This window comes from Actinoallomurus vinaceus, assembly GCF_039542055.1.
In the GTDB taxonomy this organism is placed as follows: domain Bacteria; phylum Actinomycetota; class Actinomycetes; order Streptosporangiales; family Streptosporangiaceae; genus Actinoallomurus; species Actinoallomurus vinaceus.
In genome coordinates this window covers 42,498-63,703 of the sequence record NZ_BAABHK010000021.1, presented here as the reverse complement: position 1 = coordinate 63,703, position 21,206 = coordinate 42,498, and the positions used below count along the sequence as shown (strand labels likewise).

Here is a 21,206-nt window from a genome sequence, read left to right as displayed (position 1 = left end):
CTGATCGGCGGACCGAGACCGAAGGCGGGCTCGGGAGCCGACGGTGGCGCGTTCGCGGTCCCGCGATGCCGCCGGGGCGTCTGTCGTACTTGGGCCGGTCTCGAAGTCTCCGTCCGTAGCGAGCGGTGTCCAGGTGGTGCCTCGCAAGGGGGAGGGAGCCAGCCTGGTTTTGGTCGGCGGCTTCTCCCGGGGTCCCCGCGGAGACGCGGAGGTCGGCGAAGCCGTCCCTGTACGTCTTCGAGGGGTGGGGGCGACAGCGCGGCGAGGCGCCGCCTGGACGCCGCTCGCTACGAACGGGATTTGTCAGACACGCCCTAGCCGACGATCGAGACCGACAGGCGGGAGTCGACGGCGGCGCGGGCGATGGCCGCCGCCTGCGTGCGGCCGGTGCGCAGCACGACGAGCGCTCCCTCGTCGGGATCGGGGCCGGGCCGGGGCACCGCGACCACCGGGACTCCGGCCGCGACCGTGCGCGCCGGCAGCGGGCCTTCGGCGCGGGCGGCGAGGAGGTCGACACGGTCGCCGGCGTGCAGCAGCCGCACGACGGCGGCGTCGGCGAGCCGCACCGGCATGGCCACCGTGCCGGGGGCGGCGTCGTCCAGCAGACTGCCGCCGCGCAGCCGTACGTCGGTCAGCGGCTCGCCCCGGCGGATCGGCCCGGTGAGGGTGCGCCCGGCCGCCCGGCGCACCGCGCCGTCGGGAACCGCGCGGGCGGGCAGGGTGCGCACGCCGACATCGGAGGTGCTCAGCGTCGCGCCGGCCGGGAGGTCGCGGGCGGCCACGAGGACCGGGACGCCGCGCGGGTGCGGACGCGCGGCGGCCAGGCCGAGCGCCGCCGCACCGGCCGCGAGCCCCGCGGCGATGAGACGGCGATGCCGGCTCACCAGCGCCCTCATCGGGTGACACCCTCGGCCCGGCCGCCCGTGGTCACGGCAGCTCGATGGGGAGTTTCAAGCCGTCGAGGGCGTGCGGGCAGGGGCAGTCGCGCTCGGCGGACAGCGCGCCGACGATGTCGATGACGAGGTCGCGCAGGCGGTCGACGTTCTGCGCGAAGACGCGGAGCACCTCCTCGTGGGTCACGCCCGCGCCCTCCTCGACGCCGGCGTCGAGGTCGGTGACCAGGCTGGCCGGGATGTAGCAGAGGGCCAGCTCGCGGGCGAGGACGGCCTCGGGATGGCCGGTCATGCCGACGAGGGTCCAGCCCTGCGCGGCGAACCACCGGGACTCGGCCCGCGTCGAGAAGCGCGGCCCTTCGATCACGACCAGCGTGCCGCCGTCGACCGGCTGCCAGCCGGCCCCCTGGGCGGCCTCCACCACCGTGCGACGCCCGCGCGGGCAGTAGGGGTCGGCGAACGCGACGTGCACGGCGCCGGTGTCGTAGTAGGTCTGCGCGCGGCCGCTGGTGCGGTCGACGAGCTGGTCGGGGACGGCGAGCGTGCCGGGGCCGTACTCCGGGACGAGGGAGCCCACCGCGCTCGGGGCCACGACCTGCTGGACGCCCAGGGAGCGCAGGGCCCAGAGGTTGGCCCGGTAGGGGATCTTGTGCGGGGGGTAGCGGTGGTCGCGGCCGTGCCGCGGCAGGAACGCCACCCGGCGGCCGGCCACCGTGGCCAGGGCGATGGAGTCGCTGGGCGGGCCGTACGGGGTGTCCACCTGGATCTCCTCGACGTCGTCGAGGAAGGAGTAGAAGCCGGACCCGCCGATCACGCCGATCTCTGCATGCATGAGCCGGACCCTAGCCGTCCGCCTCGACGCCCCGCGAGAGCGCCCCCACAGCCTGTGGACAACTTCCGGCGGCCACGACTCATACCCGACTCGCGATATGTCTTGTCTATCGAGCAGACGCGTAATATCTTCTCTTAATCAGAGAAGACATGTCGCGTTTCCGGGAAGGTGAACCATGCCCAGCCGACTGGCCGGACTCCCCGCCGGCCGCCGTACCAAGTGGGTCGTCCTCGCAACCTGGCTCATCCTGCTGATGGTCGGCGGTGCCCTCGGGGGCAGGCTGCAGGGAGCCACGAAGAACAATGCCGACGCCTACCTGCCCGGCGGCGCCGAGGCCACCCAGGTCATCAAGCTGCAGAAGAGGCTGCACCATGAGGACGGGATGCTCACCGTCGTGGCGTACGAGCGGCGCGGCGGCGTCACCGCGCAGGACGTGGCGTCCGCGCGGTCGGTGGCCGAGCGCCTGAAGGGCGTGCCGCACATCGGGCCGGTGGCCGGCCCGATCACGTCACGGGACGGCGAGGCGATGCAGCTGCTCGTCCCGATCCAGGGGGACGGGGACGTCGTCCTCACCGCCATCGACGAGGTCCGGAAGGTGGTCGAGCGCGGCCCGCCCGCCGGGCTGGACGTCCGGGTGACCGGACCGGGCGGCACGATGTCGGACCTGATCGGGGTCTTCAAGGAGATCGACGGCACGCTGCTGTTCGTCACGCTGGGCGTGGTGATCGTCATGCTGCTGCTGACGTACCGCAGCCCGTTCCTGTGGATCGTCCCGCTGTTCGCGGTCGGCTCGGCGTACATGCTGTCGCAGGGGCTCGTCTACCTCCTGGCCGAGGCGGGGCTCACCGTCAACAGCCAGAGCACCGGAATCCTGGCGGTGCTGGTCTTCGGCGTGGGCACGGACTACGCGCTCCTGCTCATCGCCCGCTACCGGGAGGAACTGCACCGGCATGAGGACCGGCACGAGGCGATGCGGCTCGCGCTGCGCCGTGCGGGACCCGCCGTCCTCGCCAGCGCCGCCACGGTCACGCTCGCCCTGCTGTGCCTGCTCGTCGCCGAACTCAACTCCACCAGCGGCCTCGGCCCGGTCGCGGCGGTCGGCGTCGTCTGCGCGCTCGCCGCCATGACGACGCTGCTGCCCGCCCTGCTCGCGACCCTGCCGCGCCGGGTGTTCTGGCCGGCGGTGCCCCGGTACGACGCCCGGTACGTCGCCGAGCCCGACGCGCTGGAGAAGGAGCACGGCGTCTGGGCCCGTGTCGCGGGGTTCGTCAGCGCCCGGCCGCGCGTGATCTCGGTCGGCGGCGCGCTGGTGCTCGCCGCGCTGGCGTTCGGCATGCTCTCGCTGAAGGCCGGGCCGGTGTCCAACGCCGGCCAGTTCGTCGGCACGCCCGACTCGGTGGTGGGCGAGCGGGTGATGGCGCGGCACTTCCCGGCCGGGGCCGGCAGCCCGGCGGTCGTGATCGGCCCGCGCGGTCCCGGCCTCAGGGCCGTGATCGCCCGTACGCCCGGGGTGTCCGAGGTGAGCGCACCGGTCGCCCTCGGGGGCTACGAGCAGTACGAGGCGACGCTGTCCAGCGCGGCGGACACGCAGGCGGCGCGCGACACGGTCGACCGGCTGCGCACCGCCGTACGGCCCCTGGGCGCCAAGGTCGGCGGGAACACCGCCGTCAACCTCGACACCCAGCGCGCCGCCGCGCACGACAACAAGGTGATCATCCCGATCATCCTCGCCGTCGTGTTCGTGATCCTGGCCCTGCTGCTGCGGGCCGTCGTCGCGCCGGTGCTGCTGATGGCGACCGTGGTGCTGTCGTTCGCCGCGTCGCTCGGGGTCTGCGGGCTGGTGTTCAGACACGTGTTCGGCTTCGAGGGCGCCGATTCCGGGTTCCCGCTGCAGATCTTCCTGTTCCTGGTCGCCCTCGGCGTCGACTACAACATCTTCCTCATGACGCGGGTGCGTGAGGAGTCGCAGCGGCTGGGCACGCGGCGCGGCGTACTGCGCGGGCTCACGGTGACCGGCGGTGTGATCACGTCGGCCGGGGTGGTGCTGGCCGCGACGTTCGCGGCACTGGCGACCCTGCCGGTGACCGGAACGGTGGAGATGGCCTTCGCGGTGGCCTTCGGCGTGCTGCTCGACAGCCTGCTGATCCGGTCGCTGCTGGTCCCGGCGCTGGCGTACGACGTCGGCCGGCGGATCTGGTGGCCGGGCTACGCGGCGGGGGACCGGCCGCTCGAATCGGGTGAACGGCCGCTGCCGCAGACCGTTCGCTGATCAGGTCGCAACGGGCCCCCGGTGGCTGCCGTGATCGAAGTCACTGAGTAGCACGACCCGCGGGGCCCGTTGCGCATGTCCTTCACACTTGAGGGCACCTGCCGGTGCCAGGTCAGGCGACCTTCTCGCCGGACGATGAGCCCGAGGAACCGGACGAACTCGAAGAACTCGAGGAGCTAGAAGAGCCGGAAGACTCGGAGGAAGACGCCGACTCCTTCTTCGCCTCGGTCTTGGCGGGCTCGCTCTTCTTCGCCGAACCGCTGGACGAGGTGGTCGCACCGCTGCGGCTGTCCGTGCGGTAGAAGCCCGAGCCCTTGAACACGATCGCGGCAGCGGAGAACACCTTGCGCAGACGCCCGCCGCACGCGGGGCACTCGGTCAGCGCGTCGTCGCTGAACTTCTGCACGACCTCCAGAGGCTCACCGCATTCGGTGCACGCGTACTGATACGTCGGCACGAGTTCCTCCTAGCTGTACACAGCCCTCGGGACTGGCACTCTCACTCAATGACTGCTAATGCTACCGGGCGCCCGAACATTCCCGCCGCCCACGCTCACTGTTCGCCCCGCTCGCCGTACCAGCCGGCCAGCTTCCCACGCCGGCTGACGGCGCGCAGTCGGCGTTCGGCCGCGGGGCGGGCGGCGCTCGTGGCCACGACCAACAGCTCGTCGCCCGCCTGCAGGGCCGTGTCGGGGCCCGGCACGAAGCTGCTGCCCTCCCGTACGACGAGGGTGATCACCGCTCCCTCGGGTAGGCGCAGCTCGAAGATCTCCACGCCGTTGAGGTGGGAGTCCGGCGGGATCCGGATCTCCAGCAGGTCGGCGTGCAGCTCCTCCAAGGGGGCCGCCTCGATGTCGATCTCCCGGGCGCGGTCGGGGATGGTCACCTTCAGCAGCCGGGCGAACGACGCCAGCGTCGGCCCCTGCAGCAGGGTGAAGACCACCACGACGATGAACACCTGCGCGAACAGCGCCCGCGCCCCGGGCACCCCGGCCGACGCCGGGATGGTGGCCAGCACGATCGGCACCGCGCCGCGCAGCCCCGCCCACGACAGGAACGCCTTCTCGCGCCAGTCGATTCCGAAGAACGGCGTGGAGACCAGCACCGAAAGCGGCCGGGCCACCAGCACCAGCACGAAGCCGCAGATCAAGGCCGCCCCGATCTGCGCGGGCAGCTCCCGCGGCGAGTCGAGCAGGCCGAGCATGATGAACAGCCCGATCTGGGCCAGCCACGCGAGCCCCTCGGCGAACCCCCGGGTGGCCGGGCGGTGCGGCAGCGGGCTGTTGCCGAGTACCAGGGCCGACAGGTACGTCGCGAGGAACCCGCTGGCGTGCGCCATCGACGCCGCGCCGTACGCGCCGACGGTCAGCGACAGCACCGCGATCGGGTACAGGCCCGACGCGGGCAGCGCCGCCCGGCGCAGGGCGTACGCGCCGACCCGGCCGATCACCAGGCCGATCACCGCGCCGACGGCCAGCTCGTAGACCAGCTCGACCGCCATGAGCAGCGGCGTCGGCGCGTGGTGGGCGCTCAGGGCGAGGACGAGGATGACGACCGGCGCGTCGTTGAGGCCCGACTCGGCCTCGAGCACCCCGGTCAGGCGTTCGGGCAGCGGCAGCCGCCGCAGCACGGAGAAGACCGCGGCCGCGTCGGTCGGGGCGAGCACGGCCCCCAGCAGAAACGCCAGGCGCCACTCGATGCCCACGAGCCAGTGCGCCGCCGCCGCGACCACCACGATGCTGACCGCCGTGCCCACGATCGACAGCGAGAGCGCGGCCGGCACGCCCGGCCGTACGGCCGACCAGCGGGTGGTGAGCCCGCCTTCGGCCAGGATGAGGACCAGCGCCGCCAGGCCCAGGGTCTCGGCGACCGCCATGTCGTCGAAACGGATGCCGAACCCCGCCTCGCCGAGCAGCAGGCCGAGCGCGAGGTACAGGAGCAGGCTCGGCAGCCCACTCCGGTGCGCCACGCGCACCGCCACGATCGCCGCGATGACCACGACCGAGCCGAGCAGCAGCCACAGGTCGAGTTTCACCGACACCCCCTTGATCAGGACTTTCTCACAACCGGTCACGAGTGGTGGGTGCGGCCTCTCCCGGTGCGGAGACCGGGCGCCGTTCCCGGAAACGCGGTCGCGCGGAATCCGCGCGACCACGGGGATAGGTGTTCGCGTGTCGGCCGTCGGCCCACGGTCAGGGCCTCAGGGGCCCGGGACGCGTGTCCTAACGGCGGCGGATCAGCGGGTCGAGGCCGTTGACGACGTTCGCCACCGGGCGGCCATCGACCGCCGCCCGGATGTTGTCGATCACGGCCGTGATGATGTTCAGCTGCGACTGCCGGGTCGAGCCCGCCGCGTGCGGGGACAGCAGGACGTTCTCATGCCGCCGGAACGGGTGATCGGCGGGCAGGGGCTCGTCCTCGAAGACGTCGAGCGCCGCTCCGGCCAGCCGGCCGCTCTCCAGCGCGGCGAGCACGTCGGCGTCCGGCGCGACGCCGCCCCGCGCCACGTTGACCAGGAAGGCGCCCGCCGGCAGCAGCGCGAGCCGCCGGGAGTCGAGCAGGCCGACGGTCTCCCGAGTGCGCGGCAGGCAGACGACGGCGATGTCGGAGCCGGCCAGCAGGTCGTCGATCTCCTTGTAGACGCCGGTGTCCCGGCGCCGCCGCGACCAGTACGCGACCTGGCAGCCGAGCGCCTCGAACAGCCGCGCCGCCTCCGTGCCGATCGCGCCCATGCCGAGCACGCCGACCCGCCGGTTCGCCAGCTCGTCCGAGCCGCGCGCGGCGGCCTCCAGCTGCGGCCAGCCGCCTTCGCGCATGCGCCGGTCCGCCCACGACAGCTGCCGGGACAGGTCCAGCGCGGCGCTCAGCGCCCACTCGGCCACCGACCGGGCGTTCGCCCCGGCCGTGTTGGCCACGGGTACCCCGGCGGCGGTCAGCGCGTCGACGTCGATGGCGTCCACCCCGACGGACGGCATCTGCACGAACGCCAGGTGCGGGGCGGCCGCCACGGCGGTGGCGTCGATCGTGAGCTCGCCGGTGAAGTCGCCGACGACCAGCTCCGCGTCGGCCAGCTCCGCGTGCAGGGCGTCGCGGGTCCGCTCGGCGGGCACGGCGACGTCGGCGCCGAGCGGGTCGAAGACGTGATGGATCAGCTCGGCGCCGAGGGGCGGGAGGGCGAGCAGCCGCCAGCGGTCGCTCATTGGCCGGCCCCCGCGACGGCGAACCGGACGAGGCCGCCCGACGGCGTGACCGCGGCCCGTACGGGCCGGTCGTGCGGTTCGGCGGGCAGGGCGTCGACCAGCTCGGTGTCGTACACCGGCGCGATCGTGAGGATGCTCGGGGCGACGCGGGCCAGCGCCCGGTCGTACGAGCCGCCGCCGCGCCCGAGGCGCACGCCCGTCGACGAGACCGCCAGCGCGGGCACGATCACCAGGTCGGCGCTGCGGATCGCCTCCGGGCCCCGTGCGGGCTCGGTGGGCTCCAGCAGGCCGAACCGCCCCGGTTTCAGCGACTCCGGGCCCTCGTAGGAGGCCCAGTCGAGGTCGTGGTCCGGCAGCAGCCGGGGGACGAGGACGTATGTGCCGCGCTTCCACAGCGCGAACAGCAGGCTCTGGGTGGCCGGTTCGGTGTCGACCGAGACGTACGCGGCGACGGTGCCGGCCATCTCCGCCTCCGGCAGCGTCAGTACGGTGTCGCGCAACAGCCGCCCGGCGGCGGTGCGTTCGTCCGGGGTGAGGCGGGCGCGGGCCGCCAGAAGGTCCGAACGCAGGGCCGTCTTGTCCTCGGTCATGTCGCGCACGTCTCCATTGTCCCGTGAAAACAGAGTGAGATTCCCCTGAAGATGCGCGCCGCAAAGGGGGACCGTCCGCTGAACCACCGCCATCGACGGTTAGGGTCGTCTCATGGCCGACCACGTATCCGTCACCAAGGCGGTCGTTCCCGCTGCCGGCCTTGGCACGCGGTTCCTGCCCGCCACCAAGGCGACTCCCAAGGAGATGCTTCCGATCGTCGACAAGCCGGCGATCCAGTACGTCGTCGAGGAGGCCGTCGCCGCCGGGCTCGACGACATCCTGCTGGTCACCGGCCGGGGGAAGCGGCCGATCGAGGACCACTTCGACCGGGCGTACGAGCTGGAAGAGGCGCTGCGCGCCAAGGACGACCCCGAGCGGCTCGCCTCCGTGCGGGAGTCCAGCGAGCTCGCCGACGTGCACTACGTGCGCCAGGGCGAGCCGAAGGGGCTCGGGCACGCGGTCCACTGCGCCCGCCGGCACGTGGGGAACGAGCCGTTCGCCGTGCTGCTCGGCGACGACCTCATCGACGAGCGCGACCCGCTCCTGCAACGCATGATCGAGGTCCGGGAGCGGCACGGCGGCAGCGTCGTGGCGCTGATGGAGGTCGAGCCCGAGCAGGTGTCGCTGTACGGCTGCGCCGCGATCCAGCCGACCGACGAGGACGACGTGGTCCGTGTCACCGACCTCGTCGAGAAGCCGGTGCCGGGGGAGGCCCCCAGCCGGTGGATCGTCATCGGCCGCTACGTCTGCGACCCGGCGATCTTCGATGTGCTGGAGAAGACCCCGCCCGGCCGGGGCGGCGAGATCCAGCTCACCGACGCGCTGCTCACGCTCGCCCAGCGGGACTCCTCCGAGGGCGGCCCGGTGCACGGCGTGCTGTTCCGCGGCCGCCGCTACGACACCGGCAACAAGCTCGACTACCTGCGCACGGTGGTGCAGTTCGCAGCCGACCGGCCCGAGCTGGCGGACGAGTTCCTGCCGTGGCTCCGCGAGTTCGTGGCGAAACACGATGAAGCGGGTAGATGAACATCTGGCGGACATCCTGGGGGCGATACGGGAACTTCCGCCCCTGGAACTGGCCCTGCCGGAGTCATACGGAGGCGTCCTCGCCGAGCCCGTCACCGCGCCCGTCGACCTGCCACCGTTCGACAACTCCGCCATGGACGGCTACGCGGTGCTGGCCTCGGACGTCGCGTCCGCGGCCGAGACGTCACCCGTGACCCTGTCGGTCGTCGGCGACATCGCCGCCGGCGACCAGGGCGCGTACGGCATCGGCCCGGGCCTGTGCGCCCGGATCATGACCGGCGCGCCCCTGCCCGGGGGCGCGGACGCCATCGTCCCGGTCGAATGGACCGACGGCGGCACCGCCAAGGTGACGATCCGGCGGTCCGCCACACCCGGCCACTACATCCGGCGCGCCGGGGAGGACGTCACCGCCGGGCAGACCGTCCTCCCGGCGGGCACCCGGCTCGGGCCCGCGCAGATCGGCATGCTCGCCGCCGTCGGCCGGGCCCGCGTCCTCGTACGGCCCCGGCCCCGCGTCGCCGTGTTGTCCACCGGCAGCGAGCTGATCGAGCCCGGCCGCCCCGTCGGACCCGGCCAGATCTGGGACTCCAACAGCTTCGCGCTGACCGCCGCCGTCACCGAGGCGGGCGGCGTGGGCTTCCGGCAGGGCACGGTCGGCGACGACCCGCGCGAGGTGCTCGCCACGATCGAGGAGCAGCTCGCGTACGCCGACCTGATCATCACCTCGGGCGGGGTCAGCATGGGCGCCCGCGACGTCGTCAAGGAGGTGCTGTCGGGGCTGGGGACCATGCGGTTCGAGAAGGTCGCGATGCGGCCCGGCAAGCCGCAGGGCTTCGGCCTGCTCGACGACCACGTCCCCGTCTTCACCCTGCCCGGCAACCCGGTCAGCGCGTACGTCTCCTTCCAGGTGTTCGTCCGGCCGGCCCTGCGCGCGCTGCAGGGCCTGCCGCCCGCACCGCCCAGGACCGTACGGGCCCGGCTCACCGCGCCGATCATCTCGCCGGACGGGCTGCGGCACTACCTGCGCGCCGCCGTCGCGTACGGCGAGGGGGAGCCCCGCGTGACGCCGGCGGAGGGGCAGGGATCCCACCAGGTGTTCGCGCTCGCCTCGTCGAACGCGCTCATCGTGGTGCCCGAAGATGTGACCGAACGCGCGGCCGGCGACCTCGTCGACGTCCTGGAGCTCTCATGAGCGAGCGGAGCGAGCGAATCGTCAGCACAGCGTGCCTGGTCACTCCTCTGATGAAGGAGGCCGCATGAGCGAGCGGAGCGAGCGAATCGTGAGCATGGCCCGCCTGGTCGCTCCTCTGATGAAGGAGGCCGCATGAGCGAGCGGAGCGAGCGAATCGTAAGCATGGCCCGCCTGGTCACTCCTCCGACGAAGGAGGCCACATGACCGGCTTCTCTCACCTGGACGAGTCCGGGGCCGCCCGCATGGTCGACGTCTCCGCCAAGGAGGTCTCGGCCCGTACGGCCACGGCCACCGGCTTCGTCCGCCTGTCCGCGGAGTGCGTCGCCGCCCTGCGCGCCGGGAACGTCCCCAAGGGCGACGCTCTCGCCGTCGCCCGCATCGCGGGCATCCAGGCGGCCAAGCGCACCCCCGACCTCGTCCCGCTCTGCCACCCGATCGCCATCCACGGCGTCACCGTCGACCTGGCCGTCCAGGACGACGGCGTGGCGATCTCCGCGCAGGTGCGCACCGCCGACCGTACGGGCGTGGAGATGGAGGCGCTGACCTGCGTGTCCGTCGCCGGCCTCGCCCTCATCGACATGGTCAAGGCGGTCGACCCCGCCGCCGTGATCACCGACGTCCGCGTCGAGGAGAAGACCGGCGGCAAGACCGGCGTCTGGCGGCGGCCGTGACGGTGATCGGGGCCTCGGCGGTGACCGGCGACAAGACCGGTGCGGCGGCCGTGACGGCAATCGGGGCTTTGGCGGTGACCGGCGTCCGGGGGCGGGTGATCGGGGCCTTGGCGGAGACCGCCGAGAATGCCGGCGTCCGGGGGCGTCCGTGACGGCGATCAGGGCCCTCGCGGTCACCGTGTCCAACCGCGCGTCCGCCGGCGTCTACGAGGACCGCTCCGGGCCCGTCCTCGCCGGTCTCTTGCGGGACCTGGGCTGCGAGGTCGACGGACCCGTCGTCGTCCCCGACGGCGAGCCGGTGGAGAAGGCCCTGCGCGACGCCGTCGCCCAGGGCTACGACGCCGTCGTCACCAGCGGCGGCACCGGCCTCACCCCGACCGACCTGACCCCCGAGATGACGCGGCGCGTCATCGAACGCGAGATCCCCGGCATCGCGGAGGCAATCCGGCTCACCGGCCGCGAGAAGGTCCCGTCCGCGATCCTCTCCCGTGGCCTCGCGGGCGTCGCCGGACGTACCCTGATCGTCAACCTGCCCGGTTCGACGGGCGGGGTGCGCGACGGCATGGCCGTGCTCGGCGAGGTGCTGAGACACGCCGTCGACCAGGTCGGTGGCGGCGACCATCCACGCACACCCTGAACGAGGATGGCGTCAGGCCCGTCCCCGGGGAATCATGGGAGTGTGGAACGCATGCGGGGTTGGCCGGCCAACCTGAACGAGGGGCCGGTCGGGCTGCGGCCCTTGCGGCTACGCGACGCGTCGACCTGGCGAGAGGTGCGGATCCGCAACGCCGAATGGCTGCGGCCCTGGGAGCCCACCAACCCTGAGACCCCGCTGTTCCGCAGCGGCCTGGGCCCGTACCTCAGCATGGTGCAGACCATGCGTCGCGAGGCGCGGCACGGCCTGGCCCTGCCCTGGGTCGTCACGTACGAAGGGGCGTTCGCGGGGCAGCTCACCATCGGCGCCATCGTCTGGGGCTCCGCTCGCTCGGCGCAGATCGGCTACTGGGTCGACAAGGCCGTCGCCGGCCGCGGCGTCATGCCCACCGCCGTCGCCCTCGCCGTCGACCACGCCTTCTTCAACGTCGGCCTGCACCGCGTCGAGGCCAACATCCGCCCCGAGAACACCGCCAGCCGTCGCGTCGTCGAAAAACTCGGCTTCCGCGAAGAGGGCGTGCGCCGGCGTCACCTGCACATCGACGGGGCCTGGCGCGACCACATCTGCTACGCGCTGACGACCGAGGACGTCCCGGGCGGCCTCATGGCCCGCTGGCGCGCCAGCACCCGCCAGGCGTTCCCCAGCTGACGCCGTGATCGCTCGGAGTCGCGGCGGATACTGGAATGTGATGTTCACGAAGCCGTACTCCGGCGACCATGGAGGCGGGCACCGCACGTCGTGATCATGTCGCCCGGAAACTTTCGGTCAGGAAAGCTTCAGGAACGATCCGATCTCGCGACACACCGCCCCTAATGCTCGTCAACCACTGACGGTGGGTCTTAGCGTGCGGGACGTGAGCGTGCGCGTCTGCGAGGTCAGCCTGCGGCCTGGACGCGTCTATGAGGAGGGCTGATGAGCAGCGCACTCCTCTATCTCGCGATCGTAGCCGTGTGGGGCATCGTCCTGGTCCCCATGTGGCTTCGCCGTGACGGTTCCCGGACCCGGCAGCGCCGCTTCGACGAGGACACCGACACCCTGACGGAGTCGCCCGCCGAGGTCGCCGACAACGTCGACGAGGCCCTGCCCGAGGACCACCCCGTCCCGGCCCCGCAGGCCCGCCAGGCCGCCCGCAGGCGGGCGAGCCGCGCCGCCGTCATCGCCCGCCGCCGACGCCGCACCGTCGGTCTCCTCCTGCTGGTGCTCACCGCCGTCGCCACCGTCGTCGCCGGCGTCACACCGGGGTGGTTCATCGCGCCCCCGGCCGTCCTCCTCGTCGGCCACCTGACGCTGCTGCGCATTGCCTTCAAGGTCGACGCCGAACGCCGCCGCGCCCGCCACCTCGCCCGCCTCCGCGCGATGGAGGCCGAACGCCGCCGCGCGGAGGAACAGGCCCGCCTCGCCCGCGAGGCCCAGCGCACCGCCGAGGTCATCACCATGCCCGAGCGGCCACAGGAAGAGGTCTACGACCAGTACACCGACCAGCGCGCCGTCGGCGACTGAGCCCGGCGTGATCCAGGACACCGGATAACCGATGCGCGAGCAGTGCCCAATGTTTGCTAGCCTTACCTCGTCCTTGGGGCTGTAGCGCAGTCCGGTAGCGCACCTCGTTCGCATCGAGGGGGTCAGGGGTTCAAATCCCCTCAGCTCCACCCAGGTCAAAGGCCGGTCCCGATCACGGAACCGGCCTTTTTCGATCTTGTACAGCAGCGAAGTACAGCAACGCCCTCAGCCGCTTCCGTCCGCCGCCATCAGCGAATCACGCTCCTCGGCACTGAGAAGTCCATCGGAGAGCGCGTCATCGTCGAGCAACACACGCACAGAGGCCGCGTGTTCGGCGAACACCTTCCGACATGCGGCCCTCTCGGGACGATCAGCGTCGGTGCCGACGAGGAGCGCGAAGCGCTCATCACCCTCAACGCCGGCATGCCGAGATGTCTCGGCGGCGAAGACCAACAGGTCCACCAGCCCGGCACGGCCGGGAACGTGCCTGTCAAGCGCCAGCCGGATCAAGAACGGCAACGCGGAGGGCATCGCCGCACTCAGGTGGAAGACGTCATCGATCAACACGATCCCCAGGACACGCGATGCCTCTTCGCTGGCGACTTCATCGAGGAGACCGTTGAAGAGGGCTGGTACTGCGGCGGGGCAGTCTGGAATCTCCGACCAGGCGATGTCAGTGATTCCCCGAAGTGCCGGGTGACCATTTTCGACTTGCCCAGCTTGCGGATAGTCGCGAAGGAACCTGGCTACTGCGGCCTCTTTAGCCGCGCGATCATGCACGCACATCAGTCGCATCCTCTCGCCCGGCTGCGTCGCCGTCGAGGGCATTAAGCCGGCACCGACCGTCTGTCCTGGTCGGGACAAGGCCGTAACGGAACCACCGTCGACCGCCGCAAGGGGCCGGTTCACTCATGGAACCGGCCCCTTGGAGCTCGCTGTAGCTGATCACGGCTACGAGTCCAAGCGCTTGCCGAGCCGCTTGAGCGCTTTCCGCGTGGCGTCCGAGGAGACCTCACTGTAGACGTTCATCGTGACCGAGATCTGGCTGTGCCGCAGGATCTGCATCGCCACCTCGGGTGAACGTCCATCGCGACGAGGATCGAGGCGCACGTCTTGCGTGTCGCGTGAACCGGGATCTTCCACGGGCCGCCGGGGCAGCCGCCCGGCCCTCGGGCCGGGCGTGCGGCCTCCGTAAGTTGTTGGCCGGCCCGGGAGGGCTGGGTGTGGCTTGTGCGGCCTTGCCTTGTGTGGCTTTCGCAGAGTGGCCGCCCAGCTCTCCACGGGGCGCCTCGGAGCGAGGTACGGGTAAACGTGCAGGGGGTGATGTGGCAGCGCTACGGAAACTCCCGCCAGGCCGTGCCCGATATCGGGACTTGGCGGGACTGGTCGTTCCGAAGCTACTTGCGGGAGTTGTCGATCACGCGTGGGGTGCGGTTGCGTCCGTTCTGGTCGCATTGCTGGTCGAGATTGATTCGCGTCCCGGGGGCATGCGGTCGGTGTTGAGCCGTCCGTGAGCGTGACGATCTCCTGTCCGGCGAGCCGAGCGGGTCCCTCAGGCCTCGCCCAGGCACCGAGTCAGGCTGTTGGCGAAGGCGGCTCGCCGTAGGTGGTGACCCAGGCAGTCCGGGCCGGCCAGTCGCGTTCAGGGCGGTGGGGGTGGACGCCGACAACGGCCAGCGGCGGCAGGTCGTCGAGTTCCAACAGCTCCCGCCATTGGTCCCGAGTCACCTCCAGGTACCGCAATCCCTTCAGCTCGGTCACCGTGGCGAGGTCGGCGACGGGTGCCGCCGCGATGTCCAGCGCCCACAGGTTCGGCACCGTACGGAGCGGAGCCAGCTCGACGGGCCGCGCGCAGGTGATCGACAGCGAACGCAGCTCTCGGTTCCGGGCCGGTGCCGACAGGTCGGCCGACTCCACATCGAGTTCCAGATACTCCACCGGACGGCCGCCGAGCGGGGTCAGGTCGGGCGAACCCGTGCTCGACAGCGCCAGCGAGCGCACTTCGGGCACCGCGTCCAGGAACGCGCAATCCTCCACCTCGGTCACCCGGACGTCCTGCACGCGCGGACCGGCCTGCCCGGCCCGCTCGCGGGAGGGCGTGCCGTCGTAGTACACGGTGTGCTCGGACGGCTCCAGATCCGCCTCGATCCACAGGTTCTTGTCGTGATGGATGTAGTCACCGCGTTCCAGCGCCTCCACCAGGCGGCGCAGGAATGTGGTCACCGAGTCGGCGACGTATGCCGGCCCCCGCGTGTAGTCGACTCCGACCGCGATGACCTGCCTGGGACGGCCGTTCGGCCCGGGATCGGTGTCCACGGCGAGCCAGTTGCCGCCGGTGTCGAACGCGAACCGGATCCAGCCCGGACGCAGCGGCGACCTCCGGACGGTGTTCGGCGGTGTGGCATCCAACACCGGCCGGCGCCAGTGCTCGTAGTGCCACTCCCGCGAGATGTCGAGCCACTCGTCATCCAGGCCGCCGATCTCGGCAAGGGGGAGCCACTCCTGCCGGTCGAACAGCGGGTTGACGAGGTCACCGTCACCGTCGGCGATGCCGTACAGCGCGCGCAGGTCCGCGGGCAGCGCGACGCCGAGTTCCTCCTCCACCGCCGCGAGGTCCTCCTCGCTCGCGGGCCCGGGGAGCTCCTCCTCGTACCCGAGGATCTGCGCCATCAGCCGCCGGTAGTGGTGGAAGAGCCGCACCGCCTCGTCCGGATCACCGGCGGGAACCGCAGACTCCGCCCCTTGCTGCTCGTCACCCCGATCGGGCGGTACGAACTCTTCATCGATCACGTGAAGGATCGGTGGTTTCTGCCGGGGGGACGCCATGCCGCCGCAACCTAGCACCCGTCCCCGACGACACCGCCATACTGATCATCTCTGCACGTTTACTTGTACGTCCCTGTGCACTGGAAGCCGTACGCCGACACCGCGCGTCTTGACGGCAACAGTGACGGCAACGACGGCAACCGTGGGCAGCTACCGGCATACGTCCACCGCTGAGCCGCTTCCCCGCTGGTCCTTCGTCATTTCTTCCGGGGGCGACCCCCGGGCCCCCGATGTGGGGGCTTCGCCCCCCACGCCCCCTGTGCGGGCTGGGGTTGGGTGGGCTCGGGTCTCGGTTGTAGGGGCTTTGCCTCGGCCGGTACGGTCGCGGGAGTGTTCTCGCTGCGGGGACCCATGAGATCCGTGCGCGGCCACCCCGGCAGTTCCCACGCTGAGAGTTAGGTTTCGTCAATGGCATGTCGTATCAGTGAGCTTGTGCTCAAGTGCCACGACCCCGAGGTGCTGGCGCGGTTCTGGTGCGAGGTCCTGGACTTCATCGTGCTCGATCGCGAGGAGGACTGCATCGAGATAGGGCCGCGCGAAGGGTTCGGCGGCCCGCAGCCGACGATCATCCTCAGCCGCAACGACGAGCCGAAGAACGGGAAAGTCCGGCTGCACATCGACGTCAACGCCACCGACCGCGATCAGGACGCCGAACTCGAACGCCTCCTGAAGCTCGGGGCGCGCCCGGCCGACATCGGTCAGACCGGGGAGGAGTCCTGGCACGTCCTCGTCGACCCCGAAGGAAACGAGTTCTGCCTGCTCAGGGCCCGCCTCGACCCACTCTGACGGCCCTCGGCGGCAACGAGGGCCGCGCCCGGGTGTGGCGGATCACCCACGCACCTTTACACGCAGATGCAGGTCCTTGCCGTCCGGGCCCTGCCCTGGCGCCCGTACCCAGGCCCCCGACTTGATCCCGGCCGGCACCTCGAACTTGATCGTACGACCGTCGAGCGTGGTCGTCATCTTGCCACCGTGGAGCGCCGATTCCCCCGTCAGGTAGACAAGGTGGATCCGGCCGCGCCGGATCCTGACGATCACTGTCGCCGCCAGCCCTCCCCCCGCCACGATGTAGAAGAAGACGTGCCCGGCCGTCTTGCCGCCCATACGGGCCACCGTGGCCCCCACAACGAGGAAGAGCAGCCCGCCGACGAACCACGACGTGTTCTGCATCGGTGCGCCCATGAACTCGTGCCGGTTGTGAAACACCCGGCCCTGCGGCGTGACTTTCGAGTTCAAATGAGTGCCCACCAGATAGTTGACGGCCGCACCCGCGAGGAAGCTCGCCACCGCCGCCACGACGCCCGGCATGCCGGTCAGCGTGAGCACCACGGTCAGGGGGAGCGGGGCGGCGAACAGCATCAGGAAACTCAGCCAGCCATGCCCTCGGTAAGAGATCACTGTTGCCATCGCGTGCACCTCTCCGGCCGCCCGACAGTCGCCTCGGTGCACCGTAGCGCGCTCGCCGCCCAAATGAACAGAAGTGTCTATCAGAGTGCCGGGCGGATGCTCGGATCGCGGACGCTGGGCTTTACAGGGAAGGCCGGCTCCGATCACGGAGCCGGCCTTTTCCGATCTCGTACGTGTTCAGGTGCTCTCGGCGAGGGCGTAGGTGAGGGCTTGGTCGATGGAGAGTCTGACGCCCTCGTCGAAGAGCTTGCCGAAGGTCTCCTCGCCCAGCGCCGCCCGGGTGCGTTGCTCACAGAGCCGGTGGTCGGCGGCCAGGTGCCGCTGGGTCAGGGGTGCTGCGGTGAACCGCCAGATCGAGTGGGCGCAGCCGAGCAGCCGGGCGGCGCCTTCGAAGTCATGGCGGGCGGCGGCGTCCCAGGCGAGGACTTCCAGGCAGTGGGCGATCCCCCATCCGTCGATGTGGGGGGAGACCCGGAGCCTCTCCCGGGCGAGCCAGGTCGCCCGCTCGCGGTCGCCGATCAGCCAGTGGGCGACACCGCACAACCCCAGGGACCGGGCGTACGTCACCGGTGCGCCGGCCCGAGCCGACATGTCCAGGCATTCCTCGCCGAAGACCCGGGAGCGCTCGGTCTCACCGAGGAGCGCGGTGCCGTACGTCAGGAAACGCAGGGTCATCCACACGCCCGCGCGGTCATCGAGCGCTCGCAGGCGGGTGAGGGCGTCCTCGAAGAAGGCCACGGCGCGATGCAGATCGTCGCAGAAGAACGTGTGCATGCCGCGGAGCATCGTGGCGTGGGCCCAGGCCGACTCGTCGCCGAGGCGTTCGGCCAGGGCGAGGCACTGGTCGGTCAGTGACCGCGCCGTGTCCCATTCGGCCATCAGGAGAGCCAGCCATGCGTTCACCCAGAGGGCATTGGCCCGTGCCGGGCTCGGCTCAGGGGCGAGGGACAGGGTCCGATCGAGCCAGTACCGCCCCTCCCGATGGCCGACCGCCGTGGTCCAGTACTGCCACAGGGAGCAGGCGATCCGCAGCCCGTCGCCTGCCTGACCGGGCTCGCTGACGCAGAATTCCAATGCGGACCGTACGTTGGAGTAATCGAGTCCCAGCCGGTCGAACCCCTCGAGTTCCTCTGAGCTCAGGAACCAGCGTTCCGACTGCCGGGCGACCTCCGCGAAGTGATCCCGGTGACGCGTCCGCACCGCCCTGGCCTGACCGGAACGAGTCAGGCGCTCGGCGCCGTACTCACGGATCGGCTCCAGCATCCGGTACCGGGCGACCGGCCCGGCCGGCGAAGAGGTCAGTACGGACTTGTCGACCAGGCCGTCCAGGAGCGTGAGGACCTCCACGTCGTCGATCCCGTCGCCTGAACAGACCTGCTCGGCGTCGCCGATGTCGAAGCCGCCGCTGAACACCGACGCCCGCATCCACAACCGCTGCTCCGCCTTCGAACACAGGTGGAAGCTCCAGTCGATCGCCGCCCGCATCGTCTGGAGCCGCGGCGTCGTCATCTGCGCCCCCGCACCAAGGGCCTGCAAAGAGTGTTCTCCGAGCCGAGCCAGGATCGCCTCGACGGGCATGGCTCGCACCCGTACGGCGGCCAGCTCGATCGCCAGGGGGATACCGTCCAGGCGGCGGCAGATCTCGGCCACCTCCGCACGGCTCGCCGCGGTGACGGCGAAGCCCGGGAGCGCGGCGGTCGCACGCTCGGTGAACAACCGCACCGCGTCGTTGCGCCCCGGCGGGCCATCCTCTTCCTGCGGCACCGGCAACGGCGGCAGCTCCATCAGCCACTCCCCGCCCACGTGCAGCGGCTGCCGGCTGGTCGCCAGGATCCGCAGTCCGGGCGCGGCCTGCAGCAGGTCGGCCGCCAGGAGCGCGCAGGAGTCCACCAGGTGCTCGCAGTTGTCCAGCACCAGCAGAAGATTCTTCTCCGCCAGGAACCGCGCCAGGACGTCCCGCGCGGCAGAGCCCGACTCACCCGGCACGCCGACCGCGTCCCCGACCGTCTGGGTCAAGAACCGTGCGTCCTTCAGCGCGGCCAGCTCCACCAGCCGTACACCGTCGGCGAACGAGCCCGCCGACTGCCGCGCCACCCGCTCGGCCAGCCGGGTCTTGCCGACCCCTGGCCCACCGGTCACGGTCACCAGCCGATGATGCCGGATGAGCCGCTTCACCATGCTGATCTCGTGCCCGCGGCCCACGAAACTGGTCAGATCAACGGGAAGGTTCCCCGCCGGGTGCGCCGAATGGGAACCTGCCATGGCAGCCCCCTCCCCCCAGCAGTCAATCTAATCCCCATCTCCGGGAGCACGACAGGGTTGCCCCTGCTCATGGCTTGGTCCGCGGATCGTCGACGTGGTCCGTCCGGCCGAAGATCTTGATTCGGGTCCTTCGGCGGCGATGAGTTTCGCCGGAACTCGCGGTCATACCTGGTGAGCCCGCGAGGAGGAGACACCATGAGCGACACGACGCGCATCGTCGAGGTGGGGACCGTCGCGATCCCCGTCACGGACCAGGAACGAGCCCTCGACTTCTACGTCGGCACGCTCGGCTTTGAGAAGCGACGGGACGTCCCGTTCGGGGCCGCCCGCTGGATCGAGGTGGCGCCGCCGGGAGCGGCCACGACCATCGCGCTCGTTCCCGCGGATTCGGGGGTGCCGATCGGCATCCGCCTCACGACCCGCGACGCCGACGCCGACCACGCGAACCTCCGGGAACACGGCGTCGACACGGATCCGGAGGTCATCCGCATGGGAAGCGCGGTGCCGCCGATGTTCACCCTGCGGGACCCGGACGGGAACACCCTCGTCGTCATTGGTTCGGCCTGAGCCCTCACCCGCCTGTCGTGGAGGAATCAATGCTCGACACGGAATTCACGGCGAAGCTGGAGAAGAGCCCGAACAAAGGCGGCTGGACCTTTGTCGTCTGGCCCGACTCGGTCGAGTTCTTCGGGACGCGAGGCCTGGTCAAGGTCCGGGGTACGGTCGACGGCCACCCGTTCCGCAGCTCTTTCATGGCGATGGGCGATGGCACGCACAAGCTGCCCGTCGCGGCGGACGTGCGCAAGGCGATCGGTAAAGAGGCCGGAGACGTCGTGACGGTCCGCCTCGAGGAGCGGATCAGGGGCTGAGCCCGGATTCGCTCTTCCGGACGGGGCGCTTCGCGTGAACGCGGGCCCGGCCGTAACGTGACCGCTGCCGATACCGAAGGCGTACGGCTCTACAGGAGGTGGTCAGGGTGGCGGACGACGAGGTCGCACGGACCTTCAAGGAGATCGATTACGACGGCGACGGGTACATCACGGCGATGGAGTTCAAGCTCGCCATGACCAAGCGCCATGAGGCGGTCAGCGGTGACGAGATCAACTCGATCTTCGCCCACGCCGATGACGACAATGACGGGCGCATCAACCTCGCGGAGTTCACCAAGGCCTGGAACGCCTGATGCCGCGTACTGATCGTTGGCGATCGCGGCGCCTCTCCGGAGCCGGCGATCGCCAACGGTCGGTGGGGCCATGGGCGCCGTGGTTTAACGACTGGTAAGACCGCGCCTCCTCCACCGTCGCGATCGTTACGATGCCGCGTCAGGAACGATCTTGAAGGAGGTCGGATGAACGCACGCATCAAGGCCGCTCTGGTCGTGGCGACCGCGGCCACCGCCGTCGGTGGTCTCGCCCTCCCCGCGGGCGCGGGGACGTACCAGGCGGCGACGGTGCACGGGAGCTTCTCGTGCGGCAAGGGTTCAAAACAGACGCTCAACTACTCCTACAAACGCGGTTACGTGACGGTGACCGTGTACTACAACAACCACTGCTCGAAGGCGATGCACATCGCCGGCGACAAGCAGACCAGCCACGGGACGATCGAGCAGTTCGCCTGCTTCACGGCGCCGGCGCACAAGAAGAGCAATCACGTCTTCCGGGTGAACGGCACCGACTTCTCCGACGTCAACCTGGTCAAGCACTGCTGAGCGGCATGACCTGAGGTTGATCCCGCGCACCGGACGGCGCAGGATCGGCTCGCCCCGCTCGACCTTGGGGGCGCCGACGGTCCGATTCCCGTGTCACGGGGTCGGCCGATCGTCGTTGTGGACCTCGCAATGCCGCGTCGCTCCGCCGAGCGCCCGCGACCTCGACGTCCCGGCT

The 21,206-nt window shown here is 70.9% G+C and carries 22 protein-coding genes and 1 tRNA gene; 13 read left to right on the top strand and 10 right to left on the bottom strand.

Annotated features, from left to right (window positions below; all coding sequences use genetic code 11):
- Positions 1-314 precede the first annotated feature (314 nt).
- Together ABEA24_RS46295 and ABEA24_RS46290 are read right to left on the bottom strand one after the other, a co-directional pair.
- Positions 315-896: an SAF domain-containing protein gene (locus ABEA24_RS46295; RefSeq protein WP_345441204.1), complete on the bottom strand. Its 582-nt coding sequence runs from the start codon at positions 894-896 to the stop codon at positions 315-317.
- Positions 897-927: 31 nt separating this feature from the next.
- Entirely contained in the window at positions 928-1,725 is a 798-nt protein-coding gene (locus tag ABEA24_RS46290) for an S-methyl-5'-thioadenosine phosphorylase (RefSeq protein WP_345441201.1), read from the bottom strand.
- A 175-nt stretch (positions 1,726-1,900) separates the two neighbouring features.
- Between ABEA24_RS46290 and ABEA24_RS46285 the strand changes: the two genes are divergently transcribed.
- Entirely contained in the window at positions 1,901-3,994 is a 2,094-nt protein-coding gene (locus tag ABEA24_RS46285; RefSeq protein ID WP_345441197.1) for an MMPL family transporter, read from the top strand.
- A gap of 112 nt (positions 3,995-4,106) precedes the next feature.
- Here ABEA24_RS46285 and ABEA24_RS46280 read toward each other — a convergent pair whose 3' ends face one another.
- From ABEA24_RS46280 to ABEA24_RS46265, 4 genes are all read right to left on the bottom strand, one after another.
- Entirely contained in the window at positions 4,107-4,451 is a 345-nt protein-coding gene (locus ABEA24_RS46280) for an FmdB family zinc ribbon protein (RefSeq protein ID WP_345441194.1), read from the bottom strand.
- Between the two features lie 95 nt (positions 4,452-4,546).
- Complete coding sequence (locus tag ABEA24_RS46275) at positions 4,547-6,028, bottom strand: potassium/proton antiporter (RefSeq protein WP_345441191.1); 1,482 nt, start codon at positions 6,026-6,028, stop codon at positions 4,547-4,549.
- Positions 6,029-6,215: 187 nt separating this feature from the next.
- Positions 6,216-7,193 carry an NAD(P)-dependent oxidoreductase gene (locus tag ABEA24_RS46270; protein WP_345441189.1) on the bottom strand — a complete coding sequence of 326 codons (978 nt, stop codon included), beginning with the start codon at positions 7,191-7,193 and terminating at the stop codon, positions 6,216-6,218.
- On the bottom strand, positions 7,190-7,783 hold the full coding sequence (locus ABEA24_RS46265) for a 5-formyltetrahydrofolate cyclo-ligase (RefSeq protein WP_345441548.1): 594 nt from the start codon (positions 7,781-7,783) through the stop codon (positions 7,190-7,192). The genes ABEA24_RS46270 and ABEA24_RS46265 overlap by 4 nt, the downstream gene beginning before the upstream one ends.
- A gap of 112 nt (positions 7,784-7,895) precedes the next feature.
- Here ABEA24_RS46265 and galU point away from each other — a divergent pair, with 112 nt between their 5' ends.
- The 7 genes from galU (at position 7,896) to ABEA24_RS46230 (ending at position 12,977) form a co-directional block, all read left to right on the top strand.
- Positions 7,896-8,810 carry a UTP--glucose-1-phosphate uridylyltransferase GalU gene (gene galU / locus ABEA24_RS46260; protein ID WP_345441186.1) on the top strand — a complete coding sequence of 305 codons (915 nt, stop codon included), beginning with the start codon at positions 7,896-7,898 and terminating at the stop codon, positions 8,808-8,810.
- Positions 8,794-10,002: a molybdotransferase-like divisome protein Glp gene (gene glp, locus ABEA24_RS46255; RefSeq protein WP_345441183.1), complete on the top strand. Its 1,209-nt coding sequence runs from the start codon at positions 8,794-8,796 to the stop codon at positions 10,000-10,002. The genes galU and glp overlap by 17 nt, the downstream gene beginning before the upstream one ends.
- A gap of 200 nt (positions 10,003-10,202) precedes the next feature.
- Complete coding sequence (moaC, locus tag ABEA24_RS46250) at positions 10,203-10,673, top strand: cyclic pyranopterin monophosphate synthase MoaC (RefSeq protein ID WP_345441180.1); 471 nt, start codon at positions 10,203-10,205, stop codon at positions 10,671-10,673.
- 148 nt (positions 10,674-10,821) lie between these two features.
- Positions 10,822-11,310, top strand: coding sequence for a MogA/MoaB family molybdenum cofactor biosynthesis protein (locus ABEA24_RS46245; protein WP_345441177.1), 489 nt, complete (start codon positions 10,822-10,824; stop codon positions 11,308-11,310).
- 51 nt (positions 11,311-11,361) lie between these two features.
- The gene (locus tag ABEA24_RS46240; RefSeq protein WP_345441545.1) at positions 11,362-11,976 is read left to right on the top strand and encodes a GNAT family N-acetyltransferase; all 615 of its coding nucleotides are present in this window, start codon (positions 11,362-11,364) and stop codon (positions 11,974-11,976) included.
- 264 nt (positions 11,977-12,240) lie between these two features.
- Positions 12,241-12,828, top strand: coding sequence for a divisome protein SepX/GlpR (sepX, locus tag ABEA24_RS46235; protein WP_345441174.1), 588 nt, complete (start codon positions 12,241-12,243; stop codon positions 12,826-12,828).
- A 75-nt stretch (positions 12,829-12,903) separates the two neighbouring features.
- Positions 12,904-12,977, top strand: a tRNA-Ala gene (locus tag ABEA24_RS46230).
- Positions 12,978-13,053: 76 nt separating this feature from the next.
- On the opposite strand, the gene ABEA24_RS46225 is transcribed toward ABEA24_RS46230, so the two are convergent.
- On the bottom strand, positions 13,054-13,614 hold the full coding sequence (locus ABEA24_RS46225) for a hypothetical protein (protein ID WP_345441171.1): 561 nt from the start codon (positions 13,612-13,614) through the stop codon (positions 13,054-13,056).
- A gap of 789 nt (positions 13,615-14,403) precedes the next feature.
- On the bottom strand, positions 14,404-15,618 hold the full coding sequence (locus ABEA24_RS46220; protein ID WP_345441168.1) for an SMI1/KNR4 family protein: 1,215 nt from the start codon (positions 15,616-15,618) through the stop codon (positions 14,404-14,406).
- A 444-nt stretch (positions 15,619-16,062) separates the two neighbouring features.
- Here ABEA24_RS46220 and ABEA24_RS46215 point away from each other — a divergent pair, with 444 nt between their 5' ends.
- Positions 16,063-16,440: a VOC family protein gene (locus ABEA24_RS46215; RefSeq protein WP_345441165.1), complete on the top strand. Its 378-nt coding sequence runs from the start codon at positions 16,063-16,065 to the stop codon at positions 16,438-16,440.
- 42 nt (positions 16,441-16,482) lie between these two features.
- Here the strand turns inward: ABEA24_RS46215 and ABEA24_RS46210 are convergent, their stop codons facing one another.
- Both ABEA24_RS46210 and ABEA24_RS46205 read right to left on the bottom strand, forming a co-directional pair.
- The gene (locus ABEA24_RS46210) at positions 16,483-17,013 is read right to left on the bottom strand and encodes a hypothetical protein (protein ID WP_345441162.1); all 531 of its coding nucleotides are present in this window, start codon (positions 17,011-17,013) and stop codon (positions 16,483-16,485) included.
- A 225-nt stretch (positions 17,014-17,238) separates the two neighbouring features.
- Positions 17,239-19,323, bottom strand: a complete 2,085-nt coding sequence (locus ABEA24_RS46205; protein WP_345441159.1) for an ATP-binding protein — start codon at positions 19,321-19,323, stop codon at positions 17,239-17,241.
- A 195-nt stretch (positions 19,324-19,518) separates the two neighbouring features.
- Here ABEA24_RS46205 and ABEA24_RS46200 point away from each other — a divergent pair, with 195 nt between their 5' ends.
- The 4 genes from ABEA24_RS46200 (at position 19,519) to ABEA24_RS46185 (ending at position 21,031) form a co-directional block, all read left to right on the top strand.
- Positions 19,519-19,890, top strand: coding sequence for a VOC family protein (locus tag ABEA24_RS46200; RefSeq protein ID WP_345441156.1), 372 nt, complete (start codon positions 19,519-19,521; stop codon positions 19,888-19,890).
- Positions 19,891-19,919: 29 nt separating this feature from the next.
- On the top strand, positions 19,920-20,192 hold the full coding sequence (locus tag ABEA24_RS46195; RefSeq protein WP_345441153.1) for a DUF1905 domain-containing protein: 273 nt from the start codon (positions 19,920-19,922) through the stop codon (positions 20,190-20,192).
- Between the two features lie 107 nt (positions 20,193-20,299).
- Complete coding sequence (locus ABEA24_RS46190; protein WP_345441150.1) at positions 20,300-20,506, top strand: EF-hand domain-containing protein; 207 nt, start codon at positions 20,300-20,302, stop codon at positions 20,504-20,506.
- Positions 20,507-20,671: 165 nt separating this feature from the next.
- Positions 20,672-21,031 carry a hypothetical protein gene (locus ABEA24_RS46185; protein WP_345441147.1) on the top strand — a complete coding sequence of 120 codons (360 nt, stop codon included), beginning with the start codon at positions 20,672-20,674 and terminating at the stop codon, positions 21,029-21,031.
- The last annotated feature ends 175 nt before the right edge of the window (positions 21,032-21,206 follow it).